13 protein-coding genes are annotated in these 19773 nt (G+C 65.2%); 1 reads left to right on the forward strand and 12 read right to left on the reverse strand.

Features of this window, described 5'->3' with window-relative positions; genetic code table 11:
- Positions 1-91: 91 nt before the first annotated feature.
- The 12 genes from AX284_RS09620 to AX284_RS09675 form a co-directional block, all read right to left on the reverse strand.
- Positions 92-1105, reverse strand: coding sequence for an Ldh family oxidoreductase (locus AX284_RS09620; RefSeq protein WP_068384925.1), 1014 nt, complete (start codon positions 1103-1105; stop codon positions 92-94).
- A 92-nt stretch (positions 1106-1197) separates the two neighbouring features.
- The gene (gene hemE / locus AX284_RS09625) at positions 1198-2265 is read right to left on the reverse strand and encodes a uroporphyrinogen decarboxylase (RefSeq protein WP_068384928.1); all 1068 of its coding nucleotides are present in this window, start codon (positions 2263-2265) and stop codon (positions 1198-1200) included.
- Between the two features lie 370 nt (positions 2266-2635).
- The gene (locus AX284_RS09630) at positions 2636-4054 is read right to left on the reverse strand and encodes an FAD-dependent oxidoreductase (protein ID WP_017641018.1); all 1419 of its coding nucleotides are present in this window, start codon (positions 4052-4054) and stop codon (positions 2636-2638) included.
- Between the two features lie 90 nt (positions 4055-4144).
- Positions 4145-8593: a glutamate synthase large subunit gene (gltB, locus tag AX284_RS09635; protein WP_068384931.1), complete on the reverse strand. Its 4449-nt coding sequence runs from the start codon at positions 8591-8593 to the stop codon at positions 4145-4147.
- A 216-nt stretch (positions 8594-8809) separates the two neighbouring features.
- Complete coding sequence (locus AX284_RS09640) at positions 8810-10408, reverse strand: AAA family ATPase (protein WP_064309267.1); 1599 nt, start codon at positions 10406-10408, stop codon at positions 8810-8812.
- An 18-nt stretch (positions 10409-10426) separates the two neighbouring features.
- Positions 10427-11521, reverse strand: a complete 1095-nt coding sequence (aroB, locus tag AX284_RS09645; RefSeq protein WP_064309268.1) for a 3-dehydroquinate synthase — start codon at positions 11519-11521, stop codon at positions 10427-10429.
- 52 nt (positions 11522-11573) lie between these two features.
- The gene (aroK, locus tag AX284_RS09650; protein ID WP_026083835.1) at positions 11574-12092 is read right to left on the reverse strand and encodes a shikimate kinase AroK; all 519 of its coding nucleotides are present in this window, start codon (positions 12090-12092) and stop codon (positions 11574-11576) included.
- A 5-nt stretch (positions 12093-12097) separates the two neighbouring features.
- The gene (gene pilQ, locus AX284_RS09655) at positions 12098-14347 is read right to left on the reverse strand and encodes a type IV pilus secretin PilQ (protein ID WP_064309269.1); all 2250 of its coding nucleotides are present in this window, start codon (positions 14345-14347) and stop codon (positions 12098-12100) included.
- The gene (locus tag AX284_RS09660) at positions 14347-14865 is read right to left on the reverse strand and encodes a pilus assembly protein PilP (protein WP_026083837.1); all 519 of its coding nucleotides are present in this window, start codon (positions 14863-14865) and stop codon (positions 14347-14349) included. Before AX284_RS09660 ends, pilQ begins: the two co-directional genes overlap by 1 nt.
- Entirely contained in the window at positions 14862-15515 is a 654-nt protein-coding gene (gene pilO / locus AX284_RS09665; protein ID WP_017641025.1) for a type 4a pilus biogenesis protein PilO, read from the reverse strand. Before pilO ends, AX284_RS09660 begins: the two co-directional genes overlap by 4 nt.
- On the reverse strand, positions 15512-16102 hold the full coding sequence (locus AX284_RS09670; protein ID WP_068384934.1) for a PilN domain-containing protein: 591 nt from the start codon (positions 16100-16102) through the stop codon (positions 15512-15514). The genes pilO and AX284_RS09670 overlap by 4 nt, the downstream gene beginning before the upstream one ends.
- The gene (locus tag AX284_RS09675; protein WP_026083838.1) at positions 16103-17167 is read right to left on the reverse strand and encodes a pilus assembly protein PilM; all 1065 of its coding nucleotides are present in this window, start codon (positions 17165-17167) and stop codon (positions 16103-16105) included. It abuts the gene before it with no gap.
- Positions 17168-17334: 167 nt separating this feature from the next.
- On the opposite strand from AX284_RS09675, the gene AX284_RS09680 reads away from it, so the two are divergent.
- The gene (locus tag AX284_RS09680) at positions 17335-19755 is read left to right on the forward strand and encodes a penicillin-binding protein 1A (protein ID WP_017641028.1); all 2421 of its coding nucleotides are present in this window, start codon (positions 17335-17337) and stop codon (positions 19753-19755) included.
- Positions 19756-19773: the final 18 nt, after the last annotated feature.

A 19773-nucleotide genomic window follows, 5' to 3' on the forward strand; every position in this document is an offset into this window, starting at 1 on the left:
GGGGGGGCCAGTCGTGGACCCTGCGTCTGGCACGGGGTTCAGAGGCCGCGTTGTCGCAGCCTCCTTCAGGTGATGCGCATCGCGTCCCGGCTCAGCCAGGTAGCAGGGCCCGGACGTCTGCTAGGAGTTCGTCCGGCACCTCCACCCAGCCACGGGTGGTATTGCGAGCCCGCGCCTGGTAGCGGCGCTGCGACGGCAGGCGGGCGCCCTGGGCCTCGATGCCGGCGAACAACTGCTCGGCGCGCTGCTGGTAGTCGCCTACCGCTGCGCCGAGAAAACGCTGGGGATCGAAGGCCAGGATGAGTTCGCCGTGATAAGGCAGTCCGCCCGCCCCGGCGTCGACCGCGGAAGATTCCGGGCTGGTGAGATCGCCGATCAGCGGTCCGGCGAGCAATTCGATCATGGCCGACAGCGCCGAGCCCTTGTGACCACCAAAGGTGAGCATGGCGCCCTCCTCCAGCACGGTGCGGGCATCGCTGCTGGGAGCACCCTCGGCATCCACTCCCCAGCCCTCGGGCAAGGCCTTGCCGGCACGGCGGTGCAATTCGACTTCGCCGCGGGCCACGGCGCTGGTGGCGAAATCGAAGACGAAGGGTTGCCCTTCCGGCCGCGGCCAGCCAAAGGCGATGGGATTGGTACCGAACAGCGGGCGACGACCGCCGGCCGGGGCGACATAGGCCTGGGTCGGATTGCAGGCCAGGGCCACCAGGCCCCTGGCGGTGAGGGCTTCCATCTCCACCCAGAGCGCCGAGAAGTGCACGCAGTTGTTGATCGCCAGGGCCGCCAGGCCACAGGCGCTCGCCTTGGCTTCCAGCAGCGGCAGACCGGCGTGGAAGGCCAGCGGCGAGAAGCCACCCCCGGCATCGACCCGGACGATGGCCGGCGCCACGTCCTCGATGCGGGGCTCGGCATCCGGCACCACCTTGCCGGCCTTGAGCGTCTTGACGATGCCCAGCAGCCGATAGATGCCGTGGGAGGCACAGTCATCACGCTGGCCGGCCACAATCATGGCGGCGATGGCTGTACTCTGCGGTTGACTGAAACCCTGGGCCGCGAGCACCTCTTCGGCCAGGTGCTGCAGCTCTTCCGGGGTCATCTGGGCCATGGCGGCGCTCCATCGGGAAAACCCCGACTATGCCGCAACCGGCCACGGCCCGCTCGCTCGACTTGGGACCGGTCATGCCGATCCCGGCACAGTCAGCCCTGGTGGTAGCGCCCCGACAACTCGTGGACGGCTTCGATGAAGGCGCCGGCATGGGCCGGATCCACCTCGGGGGTGATGCCGTGACCCAGGTTGAAGACGTGGCCGCTGCCCTGGCCATAGCTTTCCAGGATACGCCCCACCTCGGCGCGAATGGCCGCTGGCTTGGCGTAGAGCACGCTGGGGTCCATGTTGCCCTGCAGGGCAACCTTGCTACCGACCCGCCGACGGGCTTCGCCAATGTCGCAGGTCCAGTCCAGGCCCAGGGCCTCGGCGCCGCTGTCGGCCAGGCTTTCCAGCCAGAGACCGCCGTTCTTGGTGAAGAGGATCACCGGTACCTGTCGTCCTTCATGCTCGCGGATCAGCCCGGCGACGATCTTGCGCATATAGGCCAGGGAGAACTCCTGGTAGGCCGCGGCGGATAGGTTGCCGCCCCAGGTATCGAAGATCTGCACCGCCTGGGCACCGGCGCGAATCTGGCCGTTGAGGTAGGCGGTGACCGCCTGGGCCAGCTTGTCCAGCAGCAGGTGCAGGGCCTCGGGGGTGTCGTAGAGCATGGCCTTGGCCTTGCGGAAGTCCTTGCTGGAGCCGCCTTCGATCATGTAGGTAGCCAGGGTCCAGGGGCTGCCGGAAAAGCCGATCAGGGGTACCCGGCCGTCCAGCGCCGTGCGGATGGTGCGCACGGCGTCCATCACGTAGCCCAGGTCGGATTCGGCATCGGGGATCGGCAGCGCCTCGATGTCGGCCGGGGTATCGATCACCTTGCGAAAGCGCGGACCCTCGCCAGTCTCGAAATAGAGGCCCTGGCCCATGGCATCGGGGATGGTGAGGATGTCGGAGAAGAGGATGGCCGCATCCAGGGGATAGCGCTCCAGCGGCTGCAAGGTCACCTCGCAGGCGAATTGCGGGTTCTTGCACAGACTCATGAAGTCACCGGCGCGGGCCCGGCTGGCGCGGTACTCGGGCAGATAGCGCCCGGCCTGGCGCATCATCCACACCGGGGTGACGTCCACCGGCTGCTTGAGCAGGGCACGCAGGAAACGGTCGTTCTTCAGGGCAGTCATGGCGACATCCGGCAGCAAAAGTGCCGGCATTGTCGCAAAGCGGCTGGCAAAAGGCACGGCAGGGGGGCGTGCCTTTTGTCTATCGGGGTGATGGGGTGCTCCGTAGGGTGACGGTGCAGCCTCGCCTATCGCCGGACGGTCATCCAGATGAAAAACGCTGTGCGGTTTTCAATCCTACGGCTCGGCGGGCTAATCGTGGCCATGCCGGTGCGCCGTAGCGACCGCTCCTACAGAGTGACGCTTTTCGTAGGAGCGGCCCATGGCCGCGATTGCTTGGCGGATACTGCACGAAGCCCCGTGCCGGCAGGATCCCACCCCAAAAAAAAGCCGACCGGCTTGCACCGGTCGGCTCTTGTCCAGCGGCCTGGCCTCAGACGCCCAGGTAGTCGAGGATGCCCTCGGCGGCGTTGCGACCCTCGAAGATGGCGGTCACCACCAGGTCGGAGCCGCGCACCATGTCGCCACCGGCAAAGATCTTCGGGTTGCTGGTCTGGTGCTTGAACTCGTGCAGCCCCGGCGCGACGACCCGGCCCTGGCTGTCGATGTCGATGCCGAATTGCTCGAACCAGGGCGCCGGACTTGGGCGGAAACCGAAGGCGATGACCACCGCATCGGCCGGCAGGATCTCCTCGGAACCGGGGATCGGCTCGGGGCTGCGGCGGCCACGGGCATCGGGTTCGCCCAGACGGGTTTCCACCACCTTGACGCCTTCCACCTTGTCTTCACCGATGATGGCGATGGGCTGGCGGTTGAAGAGGAACTTCACGCCCTCTTCCTTGGCGTTCTTCACTTCCTTGCGCGAGCCCGGCATGTTGGCGGCGTCGCGGCGGTAGGCGCAAGTCACGCTCTTGGCACCCTGGCGGATGGAGGTGCGGTTGCAGTCCATGGCGGTGTCACCACCGCCCAGGACCACCACGCGCTTGCCCTTCATGTCGACGAAGTCGGCCGCATCCTTTTCAAAGCCCAGGTTGCGGTTGACGTTGGCCACCAGGAAATCCAGGGCGTCGTGAACGCCTGACAGGTCTTCGCCAGGGAAGCCGCCCTTCATGTAAGTGTAGGTACCCATGCCCAGGAAGACCGCATCGAATTCCTCGAGCAGCTGATCCATGGTCACGTCCTTGCCCACCTCGGTATTCAGACGGAATTCCACGCCCATGCCGCCGAAGACCTCGCGACGGCGACTGAGCACGGTCTTTTCCAGCTTGAATTCGGGGATGCCGAAGGTCAGCAGGCCACCGATCTCGGGATGCTTGTCGAACACCACCGGGGTCACGCCATTGCGTACCAGGATGTCGGCGCAACCCAGGCCGGCCGGACCGGCACCGATCACGGCGACCCGCTTGCCGGTGGGCTTTACCTTGGACATGTCCGGGCGCCAGCCCATGGCGAAGGCGGTGTCGGTGATGTACTTTTCCACCGAGCCGATGGTCACCGCGCCAAAGCCGTCGTTGAGGGTGCAGGCACCCTCGCAGAGCCGATCCTGCGGGCAGACGCGACCACAGACCTCGGGCAGGGTGTTGGTCTGGTGCGACAGTTCCGCCGCCGCCAGGATGTTGCCTTCGGACACCAGCTTGAGCCAGTTGGGAATGAAGTTGTGCACCGGGCACTTCCATTCGCAATAGGGGTTGCCGCAACCCAGGCAGCGGTGCGCCTGCTCGGCGGCCTGCTGCGGCTTAAAGGGATCGTGGATCTCGACGAATTCCTTCTTGCGCTGGCGCAGCAGCTTCTTCTTTGGATCCTTGCGACCGACCTCGATGAACTGGAAGTCGTTGTTCAGACGTTCAGCCATTTCCAAACCTCTTGAAGCGACGCCCCTTCAGATGGGCGCCACGAGCTATCACGGTGAAACCGGCGCCTTGAGGCGCCGGCATCGAAGTCGTTATTCCGGACGGGCGCGGGTGCTGACCAACAGCGACGCCAGGCTTGCGGCCTTGGGCTTCACCAGCCAGAACTTGCGCAGGTAGTCGTCCAGGTTCTCATGGAGATGGCTGCCCCAGGCGCTGCCGGTCTCGCGCACGTATTCGGCCAGCACCCCTTCCAGGTGGCTACGGTAGGCCTCCATGGCCTCGCTGTTGATGCGCTGGATTTCCACCAGTTCGTGGTTGACCCGGTCATAGAAGCCGTTGTCCAGGTCCAGCACATAGGCGAAGCCGCCGGTCATGCCCGAGCCGAAGTTGTAGCCGGTCTTGCCCAGGACGCAGACGAAGCCGCCGGTCATGTACTCGCAGCAGTGGTCGCCGGTGCCTTCCACCACGGTGTGGGCCCCGGAGTTACGCACCCCGAAGCGTTCACCGGCGGTGCCAGCGGCGAACAGCTTGCCACCGGTGGCGCCATAGAGGCAGGTATTGCCGATGATGGCCGATTCCTGGCTCTTGAAGCCCGCGCCCTGGGGCGGGGTGATGACCAGCTTGCCGCCGGTCATGCCCTTGCCCACGTAGTCGTTGGCATCGCCTTCCAGATACAGGTGCAGGCCGCCGGCGTTCCAGACGCCGAAGCTCTGGCCAGCGGTGCCCTTAAAGCGGAAGGTCAGCGGCGCCTTGACCATGCCCTGGTTGCCGTGACGCCGGGCGATTTCGCCGGAGACACGGGCACCGATGGAGCGGTCGCAGTTGCCGATACTGAGGCTGAAGTCACCGCCTTCGAGCTTTTCGATCCCGGGCAGCGACAGGCGCACCATTTCTTCGGCCAGCAGGCCCTGGTCGAACGGCGGGTTCTTTTCCACCTGGCAGTATTGCGGCTTCTCGGCCGGAATGTGATCGCTCCCCAGCAGCGGGGTGAGGTCCAGGTGCTGCTGCTTGGCGGTCTCGCCCGGCAGGATTTCCAGCAGATCGGTACGGCCGATCAGCTCACCCAGGCTGCGTACGCCCAGCCTGGCCAGCCACTCACGGGTTTCCTCGGCGATGAAGGTGAAGAAATTCATCACCATCTCCACCGTGCCGATGAAGTGTTCCTTGCGCAGCCGGTCGTTCTGGGTGGCGACGCCAGTGGCGCAGTTGTTCAGGTGGCAGATGCGCAGGTATTTGCAGCCCAGGGCGATCATCGGCGCGGTGCCGAAGCCAAAGCTCTCGGCGCCGAGGATGGCCGCCTTGATCACGTCCAGGCCGGTCTTCAGGCCGCCGTCGGTCTGCACCCGGACCTTGCCGCGCAGATCGTTACCGCGCAGGGTCTGGTGCGCCTCGGCCAGGCCTAGTTCCCAGGGCGAGCCGGCGTACTTGATGGAGGTCACCGGCGAAGCACCGGTACCGCCGTCGTAGCCGGAGATGGTGATGAGGTCGGCATAGGCCTTGGCCACACCGGCGGCCACGGTGCCTACGCCAGGCTCGGACACCAGCTTGACCGATACCAGCGCCTTGGGATTGACCTGCTTGAGGTCGAAGATCAGCTGCGACAGGTCTTCGATGGAATAGATGTCGTGGTGCGGCGGCGGCGAGATCAGGGTCACGCCGGGTACCGCATAGCGCAGCTTGGCGATCAGGCCGTTGACCTTGCCGCCGGGCAGCTGACCGCCCTCGCCCGGCTTGGCGCCCTGGGCCACCTTGATCTGCAAGACCTCGGCATTGACCAGGTACTCGGGAGTGACGCCGAAGCGGCCGGTGGCCACCTGCTTGATCTTGGAGCTCTTGATGGTGCCGTAGCGCGCCGGATCCTCACCGCCCTCACCGGAGTTGGAGCGGCCGCCCAGGCGGTTCATGGCCTCGGCCAGGGCCTCGTGGGCTTCCGGCGACAGGGCGCCCAGGGAGATCCCGGCAGCATCGAAGCGGGTGAAGATGTTGGCCAGCGGCTCGACCTCTTCCAGCGCCAGGGGCTGGTCGCTGGTCTTGACCTTGAGCAGGTCGCGGATCATCGCCACCGGGCGCTGGTCCACCAGCGCGGTGTATTCGCGGAACTTGGCGTAGTCGCCCTGCTGCACGGCGGCCTGCAGCAGATTGACCACGTCCGGGTTGTAGGCATGGTATTCGCCGCCATAGACGAACTTGAGCAGGCCACCCGGCTGGATCGGCTTGCGGTTGTTCCAGGCTTCGCCGGCCAGCAGCTTCTGCTCGGCTTCCAGGTCGACGAAGCGCGCGCCCTTGATGCGGCTGGTGACGCCGGGGAAGCACAGATCGGTGACCTCGTCTGCCAGGCCCACGGCCTCGAACAGCTGGGCGCCGCGATAGGAGGCGACGGTGGAGATGCCCATCTTGGAGATCACCTTGAGCAGGCCCTTGGTAATGCCCTTGCGGTAGTACTTGAATACCTCGTAGAGGTCGCCCAGCACCTCGCCGGTGCGGATCAGATCGCCCAGCACCTCATAGGCCAGGAACGGATAGACCGCAGTGGCGCCAAAGCCCAGCAGCACGGCGAAGTGGTGCGGATCACGGGCTGTGGCGGTCTCCACCAGGATGTTGCTGCTGGTACGCAGCCCCAGGTTAACCAGGTGGTGATGCACGGCGCCGGTGGCCAGCACCGCATGCACCGGCAGCTTGCCCGGTTCGATGTGGCGGTCGGTCAGCACCAACAGCACCTTGCCGGCGCGCACCGCTTCCTCGGCCTGCTCGACGATGTTGCGCAGCGCCGCCTCGAGCCCCATGGACTCGGGGTAATTGAGGTCGATCGTGACATGCTCGAAGCCGGGCTTGGGCATGTTGAGGATGGTCCGCCACTTGGCCGGCGAGATCACTGGGCTGCTCAGGATGGCGCGATCGGCGTGCTCGGCGGTTTCCTCGAAGACGTTGCGCTCGGCACCCAGGCAGGTCTCCAGGGACATAACGATGGACTCGCGCAGCGGGTCGATCGGCGGATTGGTGACCTGGGCGAATTGCTGGCGGAAGTAGTCGTAGGGCGAACGGATGCGCCGCGACAGCACCGCCATGGGCGTGTCGTCGCCCATGGAGCCCACGGCTTCCTGGCCCTGCTCGCCCAGCGGACGCAGCACTTGGTCACGCTCCTCGAAGGTGACCTGGAACATCTTCATGTACTGGCGCAGCTGATCCTGGTCGTAGAAGGCCGAACCGTGATCATGGTCGTCAAGGGTCGCCTGGATGCGCATGGCGTTCTTGCGCAGCCACTGCTTGTAGGGATGGCGCGCCTTGAGACGATTGTCGATGTCGTCGGTCTGCAGCACCTCGCCGGTCTCGGTGTCCACGGCCAGGATCTGGCCCGGGCCGACCCGGCCCTTGGCAATGACGTCGTCGGGCTGGTAGTTCCAGACGCCTACTTCCGAAGCCAGGGTGATGTAGCCGTTCTTGGTGGTCACCCAGCGCGCCGGGCGCAGGCCGTTGCGGTCGAGCAGGCAGACCGCGTAGCGGCCTTCGGTCAGCACCACGCCGGCCGGACCGTCCCAGGGCTCCATGTGCATGGAGTTGAATTCATAGAAGGCGCGCAGATCGGCGTCCATGGTCTCGACGTTCTGCCAGGCCGGCGGAATGATCATGCGCACGGCGCGGAACAGGTCCATGCCGCCGGTCACCAGCAGCTCCAGCATGTTGTCCATGCTGGAGGAGTCGGAACCGACGCGGTTGACCAGCGGACCGAGCTGGTCGAGATCCGGAATCAGTTCGTTGACGAACTTGGTCCGCCGCGCCTGGGCCCAGTTGCGGTTGCCGGTGATGGTGTTGATCTCGCCGTTGTGGGCGAGATAGCGGAAGGGCTGCGCCAGCGGCCACTTCGGCAGGGTGTTGGTGGAGAAGCGCTGGTGGAACACGCAGATGGCGGTAGCCAGGCGCGGATCGCCGAGGTCCGGATAGAAGGCGGCGAGATCCGCCGGCATCATCAGGCCCTTGTAGACGATGACGCGGGACGACAGGCTGCAGATGTAGTGCTCGGCGTCTTCGGCGTTGCGCACCGAGGAGCGGCGGCGGGCGGAGAACAGCTTGACCCCGAACTGCTGGTCGTCGAGACCCGGACCGGCGACGAACACCTGCTCGATGCGGGGCAGTCGCGCCAGGGCCAGCTCGCCCAGTACCGAGGTGTCGATGGGCACCTTGCGCCAGCCGACCAGGGTCAGACCAGCGGCCTCGATCTCCAGGTTCATGTTGGCGCGGGCCTGTTCGGCGCGGGCCTCGTCCTGGTTGAAGAACACCACGCCCGCGGCGTACTGCTCGGGCAACTCGGCGCCGAACTGCTCCTGGGCGATGGCGCGCAGGAAGGCGTCCGGCTTCTGCATGAGCAGACCGCAACCGTCACCGGTCTTGCCGTCTGCGTTGATACCGCCCCGGTGGGTCATGCAGGTCAGGGCTTCGATGGCCGTTTCCAGCAGGTCATGGCTGGGCTCGCCCTGCATATGGGCGATCAGGCCGAAGCCGCAGTTGTCCTTGAAGCTATCGGGATTGAACAGGCCTGCTTTCATAGCGCTCTCACCGGCAATCAGGTTATTGCGAAGGCATCACAAAACGGTCCGCTTATTTGAACTTTTTTCGGACAGTCAAAGGCTGACCAGTGTAGCGAAAAAATCGCTTACGACAAACACTGATGACACCTGATGAAAATTCGATGACGCAAAAAAGAAAGCCCTGGCATCACTCTCGTGATAGCACAGGGGCTTTCTTTGCGTAGCAGGCAAGAATCAGCGACTGGTGGCGATGTCCTGCTGGATGCTGGCGAAGGTCCGCGGCCAGGGTTTGCTGGCCTGCACCTTGGCTGGCAACTGCTTGACGGCCGCTTCGGCCGCTGCCCGATTGGCGAAGTTGCCGTAGGTCACCACATAGAGCGCCTTGCCCTGGTAGCTCTTCTTGAAATAGCGGAAGTTGCTACTGTCGGCCTGGGCGGCGATGAAGTCCTGCGCCGCCTTCTCGGTGCTGGTACCCACCACCTGCAGAGCGTACTTGCTGCCCGCCTGACTACCGTACCAACCCGCCGCTGCGCTGCCAGCATGAGCGGGCGCTGCAGCCGGAGCCGGCTTGGTCGGTGCCGGTGCAGGGGTAGGCGCAGGTGCAGTGTGACGGGGCGCCGGAGCCGCCACTGCCGGAGCGCTGGCCGCCGGAGTACGCGCCGGCGTGCGGCTGGGCAGTTCGTCCTCGTCACTGATGGGTGGGGCATCGGTGGTCACGGTCGGCGGCACGCCGCCCGCACCCATGTCGTTACCCGCGGCGGTACCCGCCTGCCGACCGCCCGCCGCTTCCGCGAGGGGTTCACGGATGACCGGCTGCGACTCGCCCACCAGCGGCAGGGGCAGCGGTTTGGAAGAGCCGTCGAACTGGATGGGCGCCCCCTGGGCGTCCTTACCGGCAGAGGCGGTGTTCTGGCCACCCATGGGCAGGTCCTGTCCGGCCGTGCCGGTGGCCGGGGCCTCGCTCTTGCCGCCCTTGAGCGACAGCGCCGCGGCACCCACCGCCAGCACCACCACCCCGAGAATGACCAGGTGCTTGCGCGGCAGGGCCGCCAGCAGATTGCGCGAGCCTTTCGCCGGTGCCGCGGCCTTCTTGCGCCGGGCGCTCATGCCGGCCACCAGCACATCCCGGGCTTCTTCGTTGAGCCGACCGGGCCAGCCGCCGGAGCGCTCGTGGATAGTCGCGAGCTGCTCGTCGGTAAAGATCTCCAGGCCCTGGCCGGCACCTTCCAGGCGCTGGGCCAGGTACTCCTCGGCCTCGCTCTCGCTGTAGGGCAGCAACTCGATGGCGTGATAGCGCTCTTCGCCCTGGGCGATGTCCTCCAGGCGCATCACCACTTCCGCTTCGCCGAACAGGAAGACGTGCAGGCGCTCCTTTTCGCTGCCCCCGGCCAGTTCCAGCAGGGCTTCCAGCGCGGGAGTGGCCAGGGCCTCGGCGTCATCCACCAGGATGTAGACCTCCTGCCCCGCCAGGCGCACTTCCGCCGCCTGCGCGAGAATGGCCGCCGGCGTCTGGCTGTCGGCGCCCACGCCCTTGGCGACCTGGGCCAGCACGGTGCGGGCGTCACCGCCGTTCTGCGCGGAAATCACCACGCAGTGCACGGCCTCCTTCTTGGTACTGGCCGCCAGCGCCTGGCGCAGCAGCGTCTTGCCACTGCCCTCGGGACCACTGACCACCAGCAGCAGCTGGCTGTAGCGGGCCAGGTGATGCAACTGGCCCAGCACCGGCTTGCGCTGGGCCGGAAAGAATTTGAAACCGGGAACGCGGGCGGCGAACGGGTCGTGAGTGAACTGATAGTGACCGAGGAAGGCTTCGTCGGCGTGCAGATTGGACATGGGACTCTCTTGTTCTCCTTACTGGGCGGTCAGCGCTTGGTAATCGGTACGCAGCGTCTGCTCGAGAATGTCGCGGGCGAAGTCGGCGGTCACCACGGCCTGGCCCAGGTCACTGAGCAGTACCAGCCGGAGTTGTCCATCCAGGACCTTCTTGTCCACCGCCATGAGGCGTTCGAAATCGGCCGGCTGCATGTCCACCGGCGGTACCACGGGCAGCTTGGCCTTAACCAGCAGGCGAATGGCGCGGTCGCGCTGCGCGGCACTGAGCCAGCCCAGCAGCAGGGACATCTGCAGCGCCATGACCATGCCGGCGGCAACCGCCTCGCCGTGCAGCCAGACGCCATAGCCCTGGTGGGTCTCGATGGCGTGACCGAAGGTATGGCCGAGGTTGAGGATCGCCCGCAGACCCGACTCGCGCTCGTCGCTGCCCACCACCTGGGCCTTGGCCGCACAGGAGCGCTCGATGGCTTCGGTGAGCGCGCTTTGATCCAGTGCCAGCAGCGCCTCGACATGCTCTTCGAGCCAGCCGAGGAAGGGCTCGTCACAGATCAGGCCGTACTTGATGACCTCGGCCAGACCCGCCGAGAGTTCGCGCGCCGGCAGGGTCGCCAGGCTGTCGGTATCGATGACCACGGCCTTGGGCTGGTAGAAGGCGCCGATCATGTTCTTGCCCAGCGGATGGTTGATGCCGGTCTTGCCGCCCACCGAGGAATCCACCTGGGACAGCAGCGTGGTCGGCACCTGGATGAAGTCCACTCCGCGCTGATAGCAGGCCGCGGCGAAACCGCCCATGTCACCGATCACCCCGCCGCCCAGGGCGATGAGGGTGGTCTTGCGATCATGGCGATCCTGCAGCAGGCCGTCGAAGATCAGCTGCAGGGTCTCCCAGTTCTTGTGCGCCTCGCCATCGGGCAGCACGATCGAGCTGACCGGGCGATCGCCCAGGGTGCGCAGCAGACGCTCCAGATAGAGCGGCGCGATGGTTTCGTTGGTGACGATCGCCACCTTGCGCCCGGCGAGATGGGGCAGGACGCATTCCGGTCGATCCAGAAGGCCCTGGCCGATGTAGATCGGGTAGCTGCGCTCACCGAGCTCGACGTGAAGAGTCCGCATGCCGTCACCTTGATTCAAAGGGCGCCTAGCATAGCGCAGAACGCTCGCAGCTTTAATGCGGTGCCAGGGCTTTCAGACGGTCGAGTATCTGCAGCACGACCATCCGGGGGGGCCGCTCGTCGGTCTCGATGATGATGTCGGCGATCTCCCGATACAGCGGATCGCGCATGGCCATGAGATTGCGCAGCACCGCCGCGGGATCGGCGGTCTGCAGCAGCGGTCGATTGCGATCCCGGGAGGTGCGCTCGATCTGTTGCTCGATGGAGGCATGCAGGTAGATGACCCGCCCGCCACGCTTGAGCGCCTGGCGATTGTCCTCGCGCAGCACGGCGCCCCCACCGGTGGCCATCACCAGGCCGTTCTCCGCGCACAGCTCGGCGATCGCGGCGCGTTCGCGCTCGCGAAAGCCCTGCTCGCCTTCCACATCGAAGATCCAGGGGATGTCGGCACCGGTGCGTTCTTCGATTACCTTGTCGGAATCCTTGAACGGCAGCCGCAATTCCTTCGCCAGGAGCCGGCCGATGGTGCTCTTGCCCGAGCCCATCGGTCCTACGAGAAACAGATTACGCACTTATGTCATCGACCAACCGCTATCGCCTGGTTGTTCATGATACGCGGCGTGAGGAAGATCAGCAGCTCGACTTTGCTGTCGGTGACCGAATCCCGGCGGAACAGCCGACCGACATAGGGAATATCCCCCAGCATCGGCACCTTGGTGGTGGACTTGGTCTGGGTGTTGGAGAACACCCCGCCCAGCACGATGGTCTCGCCATCGCTCACCAGGACCTTGGCATTGACCTCGTTCTTGCTGATCGGCGGCACGCCATTGAGCGCGTTCTGGTAGTCAGGTGCATCCTTGTTGACCTTGACCTCCATGATGATGCGGTTGTCCGGAGTGATCTGCGGCGTGACCTCCAGCGACAGAGCGGCCTGCTTGAAGCTGGTGCTGGTGGCACCGCTGGAGCTGGCTTCCTGGTAGGGGATTTCGGTACCGCGCAGGATCTTGGCGGTCTCCTTGTCCGAGGTCACCACCTTGGGCTGGGAGATGATCTCGCCATTGCCGCTGGATTGCAGAGCGGACAGCTGCAGGTCGAGCATCTGACCACCAGCCATGAAACCGATGCCGATGCCCGAAGTGCTGCCGGAGACGCCCATGTCCACGAAGGGCGTGGGCGCGAGGCCAGTGGCAGAGGTGACGTTACCGATGGTACTGGTTCCAGGCAGGAAAGCCTGGTTAGTGGTGCTATCAACGGTCGTCGCGCCATCCTTGCCATAGACCGCGAAATTGCCCTGGCGAGTATTGCCGCCCCAGCGAACGCCCAGCTGCTTGCTGTAGTCGACGTTGGCTTCCACCAGCCGCGCCTCGATCATCACCTGACGTACCGGGATGTCCAGCTGCGAGACGATGCGCCGCAGTTCGTCCAGGCGATTCTGGGTCTGGTAGGCGATGATGCTGTTGGTACGCTCGTCCACCGAGATGGAGCCACGCTCGTCGGCGGTCTTGTCGGCACTGGTCACCGACTGGAACAACTTGGCGATGTCGGCGGCCTTGGCATAGTTGACCTGGATCAGGTCGCGCCGCAGGGGAGCGAGCTGCTGGATCTGTTTCTGGGATTCCAGCTCCTGGCGCTCACGCGCGGCGATCTCGTCGGCCGGCGCGACCAGCAGCACGTTGCCGATCTGGCGCTTGTCCAGGCCCTTGGTCTTGAGGATCAAGTCCAGCGCCTGATCCCAGGGTACGTTCTGCAGGCGCAGGGTGATGTTGCCCTGCACGGTGTCGCTCGCCACCAGGTTGAGGTTGGTGAAGTCGGCGATCAGCTGCAGCACCGAGCGGACGTCGATGTCCTGGAAGTTCAGCGACAGCTTTTCGCCGGTGTAGGTGAAGCGATCGGCTGCGCGCTTTTCCTTTTCCTCGGTGGTGAGCGGCTTGACGCTCAGGGTCAGGCGATTGTTGGTCTGGTAGGCCAGGTAGTCGTAGGTCCCGGTCGGCTCGATGACGATGGACGCCCCGCTGCTGTCGGCGGAGGCGTTGACGAACTGCACCGGGGTGGCGAAGTCCTTGACGTCCAGCCGTACCCGCAACTCCTCGGGCAACTGAGTGCCGGCGAAGGTCAGGCGGATCTTGCCGCCCTGCTCCTGGATGTCCGGGTTGATGCCGGTCTCGCTCAGGTCGATGACCACGTTGCCCTCGCCCTGGGGACCCCGCTGGAAGTCGAGATGACGGATCGCCTTGCCGCGCAGTTGCGGCCGCGGCGCGGTCATGGCCGCCACGGTGGAAGAGGCCTGGGTCGGCGGCAGCGGCGTGCGGGTGACGGCGCTGGGCAGCGGGGCGGACGACGGCGCGGTCACGGTGGCCGGCGCCGCGGCGCGCGGCAGATTCGGCGTCAGGTTGGCCTGGGCGCCGGCCGCCTGGCGACCCGCGGTGCCGCCGATGGTAACGAACAGGTTGCGACCGTCGGCACGGGTGTCGTAGCTGGCCAGATTGGTGAGGTTGATGATCAGCCGGGTCCGGTTGCCCGCCTCGACCACCGTCACGCTGCGGGCATTGCCATTGCCCAGCTCGCGGCTCTTGGTACCCAGCTTGTTGGCCACGCCGGGCAGGTCCAGGGCGATCCGCGCCGGCTGCTCGATGGTGTAGCCCTTGGGGATCGGCACCGGCTGATCGAAGGTCAGCTTGAGTTCGATGCGATCCCCGGGCAGGGAGGCGACGTTCAAGGCCTGCAGATCGGCGGCCAGGACCTGGCCGGCCAGGCTACCCAGCAACAAGGCCAATCCCAGTCCCAGCCGTCTTGCGCTATTCGTCTTCACTGTACTTGCCCCGCCCATTAAGTCTTTTCCTTCAAGGTGATGGTGCGCGGCCGTTCCAGCCAGCCACCCTCGCCATCCGGGACGATTTCGATCACGTCGATCTCACCGTCGGTGATCTTGGTGATGCGCCCGTCATTGCGGCCCAGGTAGTCCCCCACCTTGACGCGATGTACGCCCCCGGCGCCGTTGACCAGCGCATAGCGGCCACTGGCGTTGGCCAGGATGCCCACCATGCTGAAGGTCTCGATGTTGAAGCCTTCGAGAAACTGCTTCGGCCGATTCACGTCCGGCTTGATGTTGCCGGTCCCGCGCTGGCGCACCGTGGGGTCGATGCGTACCGGCGCCTGGAAGGGGCTGCGCAGCGCCGCAGCGGCATAGGTGAAGGGTTCGTAGGCGCGGAACTGCGGCAGCGGCTCGATGGAACCGCGCGGCTTGGCGCGGGTTTCGTCCATGAAGGCCTGCAGATCGCTGGTATCGCTGGAACCGCAGCCGACCAGCACGCCGGTCAGCAGGCAGAGCAACAGAGGCGTCCTCATTTGCCGAGCCCCTTGTCGTTGTAGCGATAGGTCTTGGCCAGGACGTTCATGCGCAACTTGCCACCGGTCCCGGATACCGTGCCGCCGCCATTGGCGTTTCGGTCATCCACCGGCTTGAGGTCGAAGTCGTGCAGGGTGACGATGCGCGGCAGGCTGGAGACGCTGCTGACGAAGGTCGCCAGGTCATGATAGTTGCCCACCACGGTGATCTGGATCGGCAACTCCACATAGAACTGCTGGGTCACCTCGGGCAGGAGCTTGATCTGCTCGAATTCCAGGCCACTGCCCAGGCCGGTCCGGGTGATGTCCTCCAGCAGCGCCGGCACCTCGGTATCGCCGGGCAGCTGACGCAGCAGCGCGCCGAAGGACTCTTCCATCTCGACCATCTGCTGCTTGTAGGCATCCAGATTGGCGGCCTGGAAGGCCTTGCTGGCGTATTGCTGCTTGAGGGTCTCTTCCTGGGTGCGCTGGCTGTCCAGCTGCGCCTGCATGTCGCTGAGGTGGAACTGATAGCCGAGCAGGAGCACCACCAGCACGATCAGCAGGCAGGCGATGACCTTGACCGGCTTGGGCCAGGAACCGAGGTTCTCCAGGCTGAGTTCGTTGATGTCGACCTTGCGCAGGCTGGCCAGGGAATCGGCGAGACTCATGGTTTGCCTCCCTGGGCGACTGGGGCCGGTGCAGCAGGTGCGCCGGGCTGGGTCTGCTTGACGGTGAGCTGGAAGGTGTTGGCCTGATCCACCGCCCCGGCAGTGGTCGCCTTCACCTCGATCAGCGTAGGCGAAGCGAACCAGTCGGAGGCGTCCAGATTACGCATCAGGTTGGAGACCCGGTTGTTGGATTCCGCCTCGCCGCTGATGGACAGGGTGTCGCCCTGCATCTTCAGCTCGCGGAAGTACACGCCGTCCGGCAGGGTGCGCACCAGTTGATCGAAGACGTGGCCGATGACCGGGCGGTTGCCCTGCAGGTCCTGGATGATCTTCATCCGTGCCAGCAGTTGCTGGCGCCGGGTCTTGAGCTCGCTGATCTCCTTGATGCGCACGTCCAGCTGGGCGATGTTCTGCTGGATGAAGGCATTGCGCGCCTCCTGACGGGCGATCTCGCCGGACAGGTACTGATCCCCGAGAAACACGGCGCCGCACGAGAGCACGAAGATGCCGCCCAGGATCACCAGGAACTGCTTGCGCCTTTCTTCGCGCAGCTGCTCCCGCCAGGGCAAGAGGTTGATGCGGGCCATCTAGTCGAAACTCCTCATGGCCAGGCCGCAGGCGATCATCAGCGCCGGGGCGTCACCCGCCAGGGCCGCCGCATTGACCTTGTTGCTGACGGTCATGTCGGCGAAGGGATTGGCCAGGACCGTGGGGGTGCCGATTTTCTGCTGGATCAAGCGGTCGAGTCCGGAAATTGACGCGGTTCCTCCAGCAAGCAAGATGTAGTCCACATCATTGTATTGCCCGGCGGCGAAAAAGAACTGCAGCGAGCGCGCCACCTGCTGCACCACCGCCTCGCGGAAGGGCGTCAGTACCTCGCTCTGGTAGTCGTCAGGCAGGCCACCCTGCTTCTTGGCCAGACCGGCCTCCTCCACCGACAGGCCGTAGCGGCGCTGGATCTCTTCGGTGAGCTGGCGGCCGCCAAACAGCTGCTCGCGGGTGTAGATGGTCTTGCCGTTGTGCAGCACGCTCAGGGTGGTCATGGTGGCGCCAATGTCGACCACCGCCACGGTCAGGTCGTCGACATGGCCGCCGAGCTGATTGGCCAGCAACTGGTAGGCACGCTCCAGGGCATAGGCCTCGACGTCGACCACCTTGGCCGAGACGCCGGCCAGCGCCAGGGCCGCTTCGCGGACCTCGACGTTTTCCTTCCGGCAAGCGGCCAGCAGCACCTCGACGCGCTCGGCGTTGCGTGGCGACGGCCCCTGCACCTCGAAGTCGATGGCGACCTCGTCCAGCGGATAGGGAATGTACTGGTCAGCTTCCAGCTTGATCTGGTTTTCCAGCTCGTCGTCGGTGAGGCCGGCATCCATCTCGATGGTCTTGGCGATCACCGCCGAGCCAGAGACGGCCACGGCGGCGCTGCGCGCGGAACTGCGCGCCTTGACCAGCACCCTGCCGATGGCGAGGCCCACGCCCTCCAGCTCGGCGATGTTCTTTTCCACCACGGCATTAGCCGGCAGGGGTTCGACCGCATAGGCTTCCACCCGGTAGCGCCCGCCTGCACGGCTCAACTCGATGAGTTTCACGGATGTCGAACTGACGTCGATACCCAGCAGCGTATTCGCCTTCTTTCTGAATAGCCCTAGCACATCAGTTCCCTATGAGCGACGGTGGTCTTCCGCGGACGGGCATTAGATAACAGACTTGACACCCGAGCAAATAGCGGCCAACCGCCAAACGCGCCTATAATGGCGACGCCGTGTAGGCTGACCGTCACCTGTCGCCCTTTCCTTCTTTCCATTCGAAAAGTCTCTTGATGCGTGTTCTGAAATTTTTCTGGTGGTCGTTGGTCGCCCTGGTCTGCAGCCTGTTGCTGGGTCTCAGCGGTGCCTTCCTCTACCTCAGCCCCAGCCTGCCCTCCATCGATGCCCTGCGTAACGTGCAACTGCAGATCCCTCTGCGGGTGTTCAGCGCGGACGGCAAACTCATCGCCGAATTCGGCGAAATGCGCCGCTCGCCGCTGCGTTTCAACGAGATACCGCCCGATTTCATCCATGCCCTGCTCTCCGCCGAGGATGACAACTTCGCCAATCACTATGGCGTGGATGTGAAAAGCCTGGCACGGGCAGTGAGCCAGCTGGTCAAGACCGGACACATCCAGACCGGTGGCAGCACCATTACCATGCAGGTCGCCAAGAACTACTTCCTGACCAGCGAGCGCAGCTTCTCGCGCAAATTCACCGAGATCCTCCTGGCGCTGCAAATCGAGCGCCAACTGACCAAGGACGAGATCCTCGAGCTCTATGTCAACAAGATCTACCTGGGTAACCGCGCCTACGGCATCGAGGCCGCCGCCCAGGTCTACTACGGCAAGTCCATCAAGGACCTGACCGTCGCCCAGATGGCGATGATCGCCGGTCTGCCCAAGGCGCCGTCGCGTTACAACCCGGTCGCTAATCCTGAGCGTAGCCTGGAAAGACGCAATTGGATTCTCGAACGCATGTTCAAGCTCGGTTATATCGATCAGGCGGCCTACCAGGCCGGCATCGCCGAGCCGCTCGAGGCCTATCATCACGTCGCCGTGCCTGAGCTCAACGCCCCCTACATCGCCGAGATGGCACGGGCGGAAATGGTTGGTCGCTATGGTGGCGATGCCTACACCGATGGCTACCAGGTCTACACCACCATCGACAGCCGGCTGCAGACGGATGCGTTCGAAGCCGTACGTGACGGCCTGACCGATTACGACCGCCGGCACGGCTATCGCGGCCCCGAGGCCCAGTGGCCCAATCGCAGCCGCGCCGAATGGACCGCGCTGATCCAGAAGCAGCGCATCGTCGGCGGTCAGGATCCGGCCCTGGTCACCCAGGTGGAAAAGAGCGGCATCCTGGTCCTGACCCGCGAGGGCAAGGAAGAGGCGGTCTCCTGGGACTCGATGAAATGGGCACGCCCCTACCTCAGCGCCAACAGCCTGGGGCCACGCCCGAACGGTCCGGCCGACGTGGTCAAGGTCGGCGACCTGATCCGGGTGCAGCGCCAGGACGATGGCAGCCTGAAGTTCTCGCAGATTCCCAAGGCGCAGAGCGCCCTGGTCTCCCTCGACCCCCAGGATGGCGCCATTCGCGCCCTGATCGGCGGCTTCTCCTTCGAGCAGAGCAACTACAACCGCGCCACCCAGGCCCGGCGCCAGCCCGGTTCCAGCTTCAAGCCGTTCATCTACAGCGCTGCGCTGGAGAAGGGCTTTACCGCCGCCAGCCTGGTCAACGATGCGCCCATCGTCTTCATGGACGAGAATCCCGACGAAGCCTGGCGGCCAAAGAACGACAACAACACCTTCCTCGGCCCAATCCGCCTGCGCGAGGCCCTCTATCGCTCGCGCAACCTGGTGTCCATCCGGGTGCTGCAGGCCATCGGCATCGACTATGCGCTGGATTACGTCAGTCGTTTCGGCTTCGAGCGCGACCAGTTGCCGCGCAACCTGTCGCTCGCTCTCGGCACCCCGGGCCTGACGCCGCTGGAAGTGGCCACCGGCTGGTCGGTGTTCGCCAACGAGGGCTACAAGGTGACACCCTACGTGGTCGATCACGTGACCGATCGCGACGGCAAGGTGGTCTATCGCATGGCCGCGCCACGGGTGCCCCAGCAGGCGCAGGCCACGACCGCGCCGGGCGTCGAGGTCACGCCGGCGGCCGACACCGCCGCCGCCGACCCGGCCAATCCGGCGCCGGTGTTCGCCCCCCAGGTCATCGATCCGCGCAACGCCTTCATCATGAACAGCATGCTGCAGGACGTGATCAAGCGCGGCACCGGCCGCAAGGCGCTGGAACTGGGCCGCAACGACCTGGCCGGCAAGACCGGCACCACCAACGAATCCAAGGACACCTGGTTCTCCGGCTACAACGGTGACTACGTGACCACGGTCTGGGCCGGCTTCGACCAACCCGAGACCCTGGGCCGCCAGGAATTCGGCGGTACCGTGGCCCTGCCGATCTGGATGAGCTACATGGGTGCCGCGCTCAAGGACAAGCCGCCGCATCAGCTCAAGGAACCGGACGGCATCGTCTCCATCCGCGTCGACCCCACCACCGGTCGCGCCGCGCCGCCCGGTACGCCCAACGCCTATTTCGAGCTGTTCAAGAGCGAGGACACCCCGCCGAGCCTGGACGAACTGCCGCCCGGCGTGGCGCCCGGCACGCCGCTGCCCTCCAGCGAAAACGTGCCCATGGACATCTTCTGATCTCCAGCCAATAAAAAA

The organism is Pseudomonas sp. HUK17, assembly GCF_001566765.1.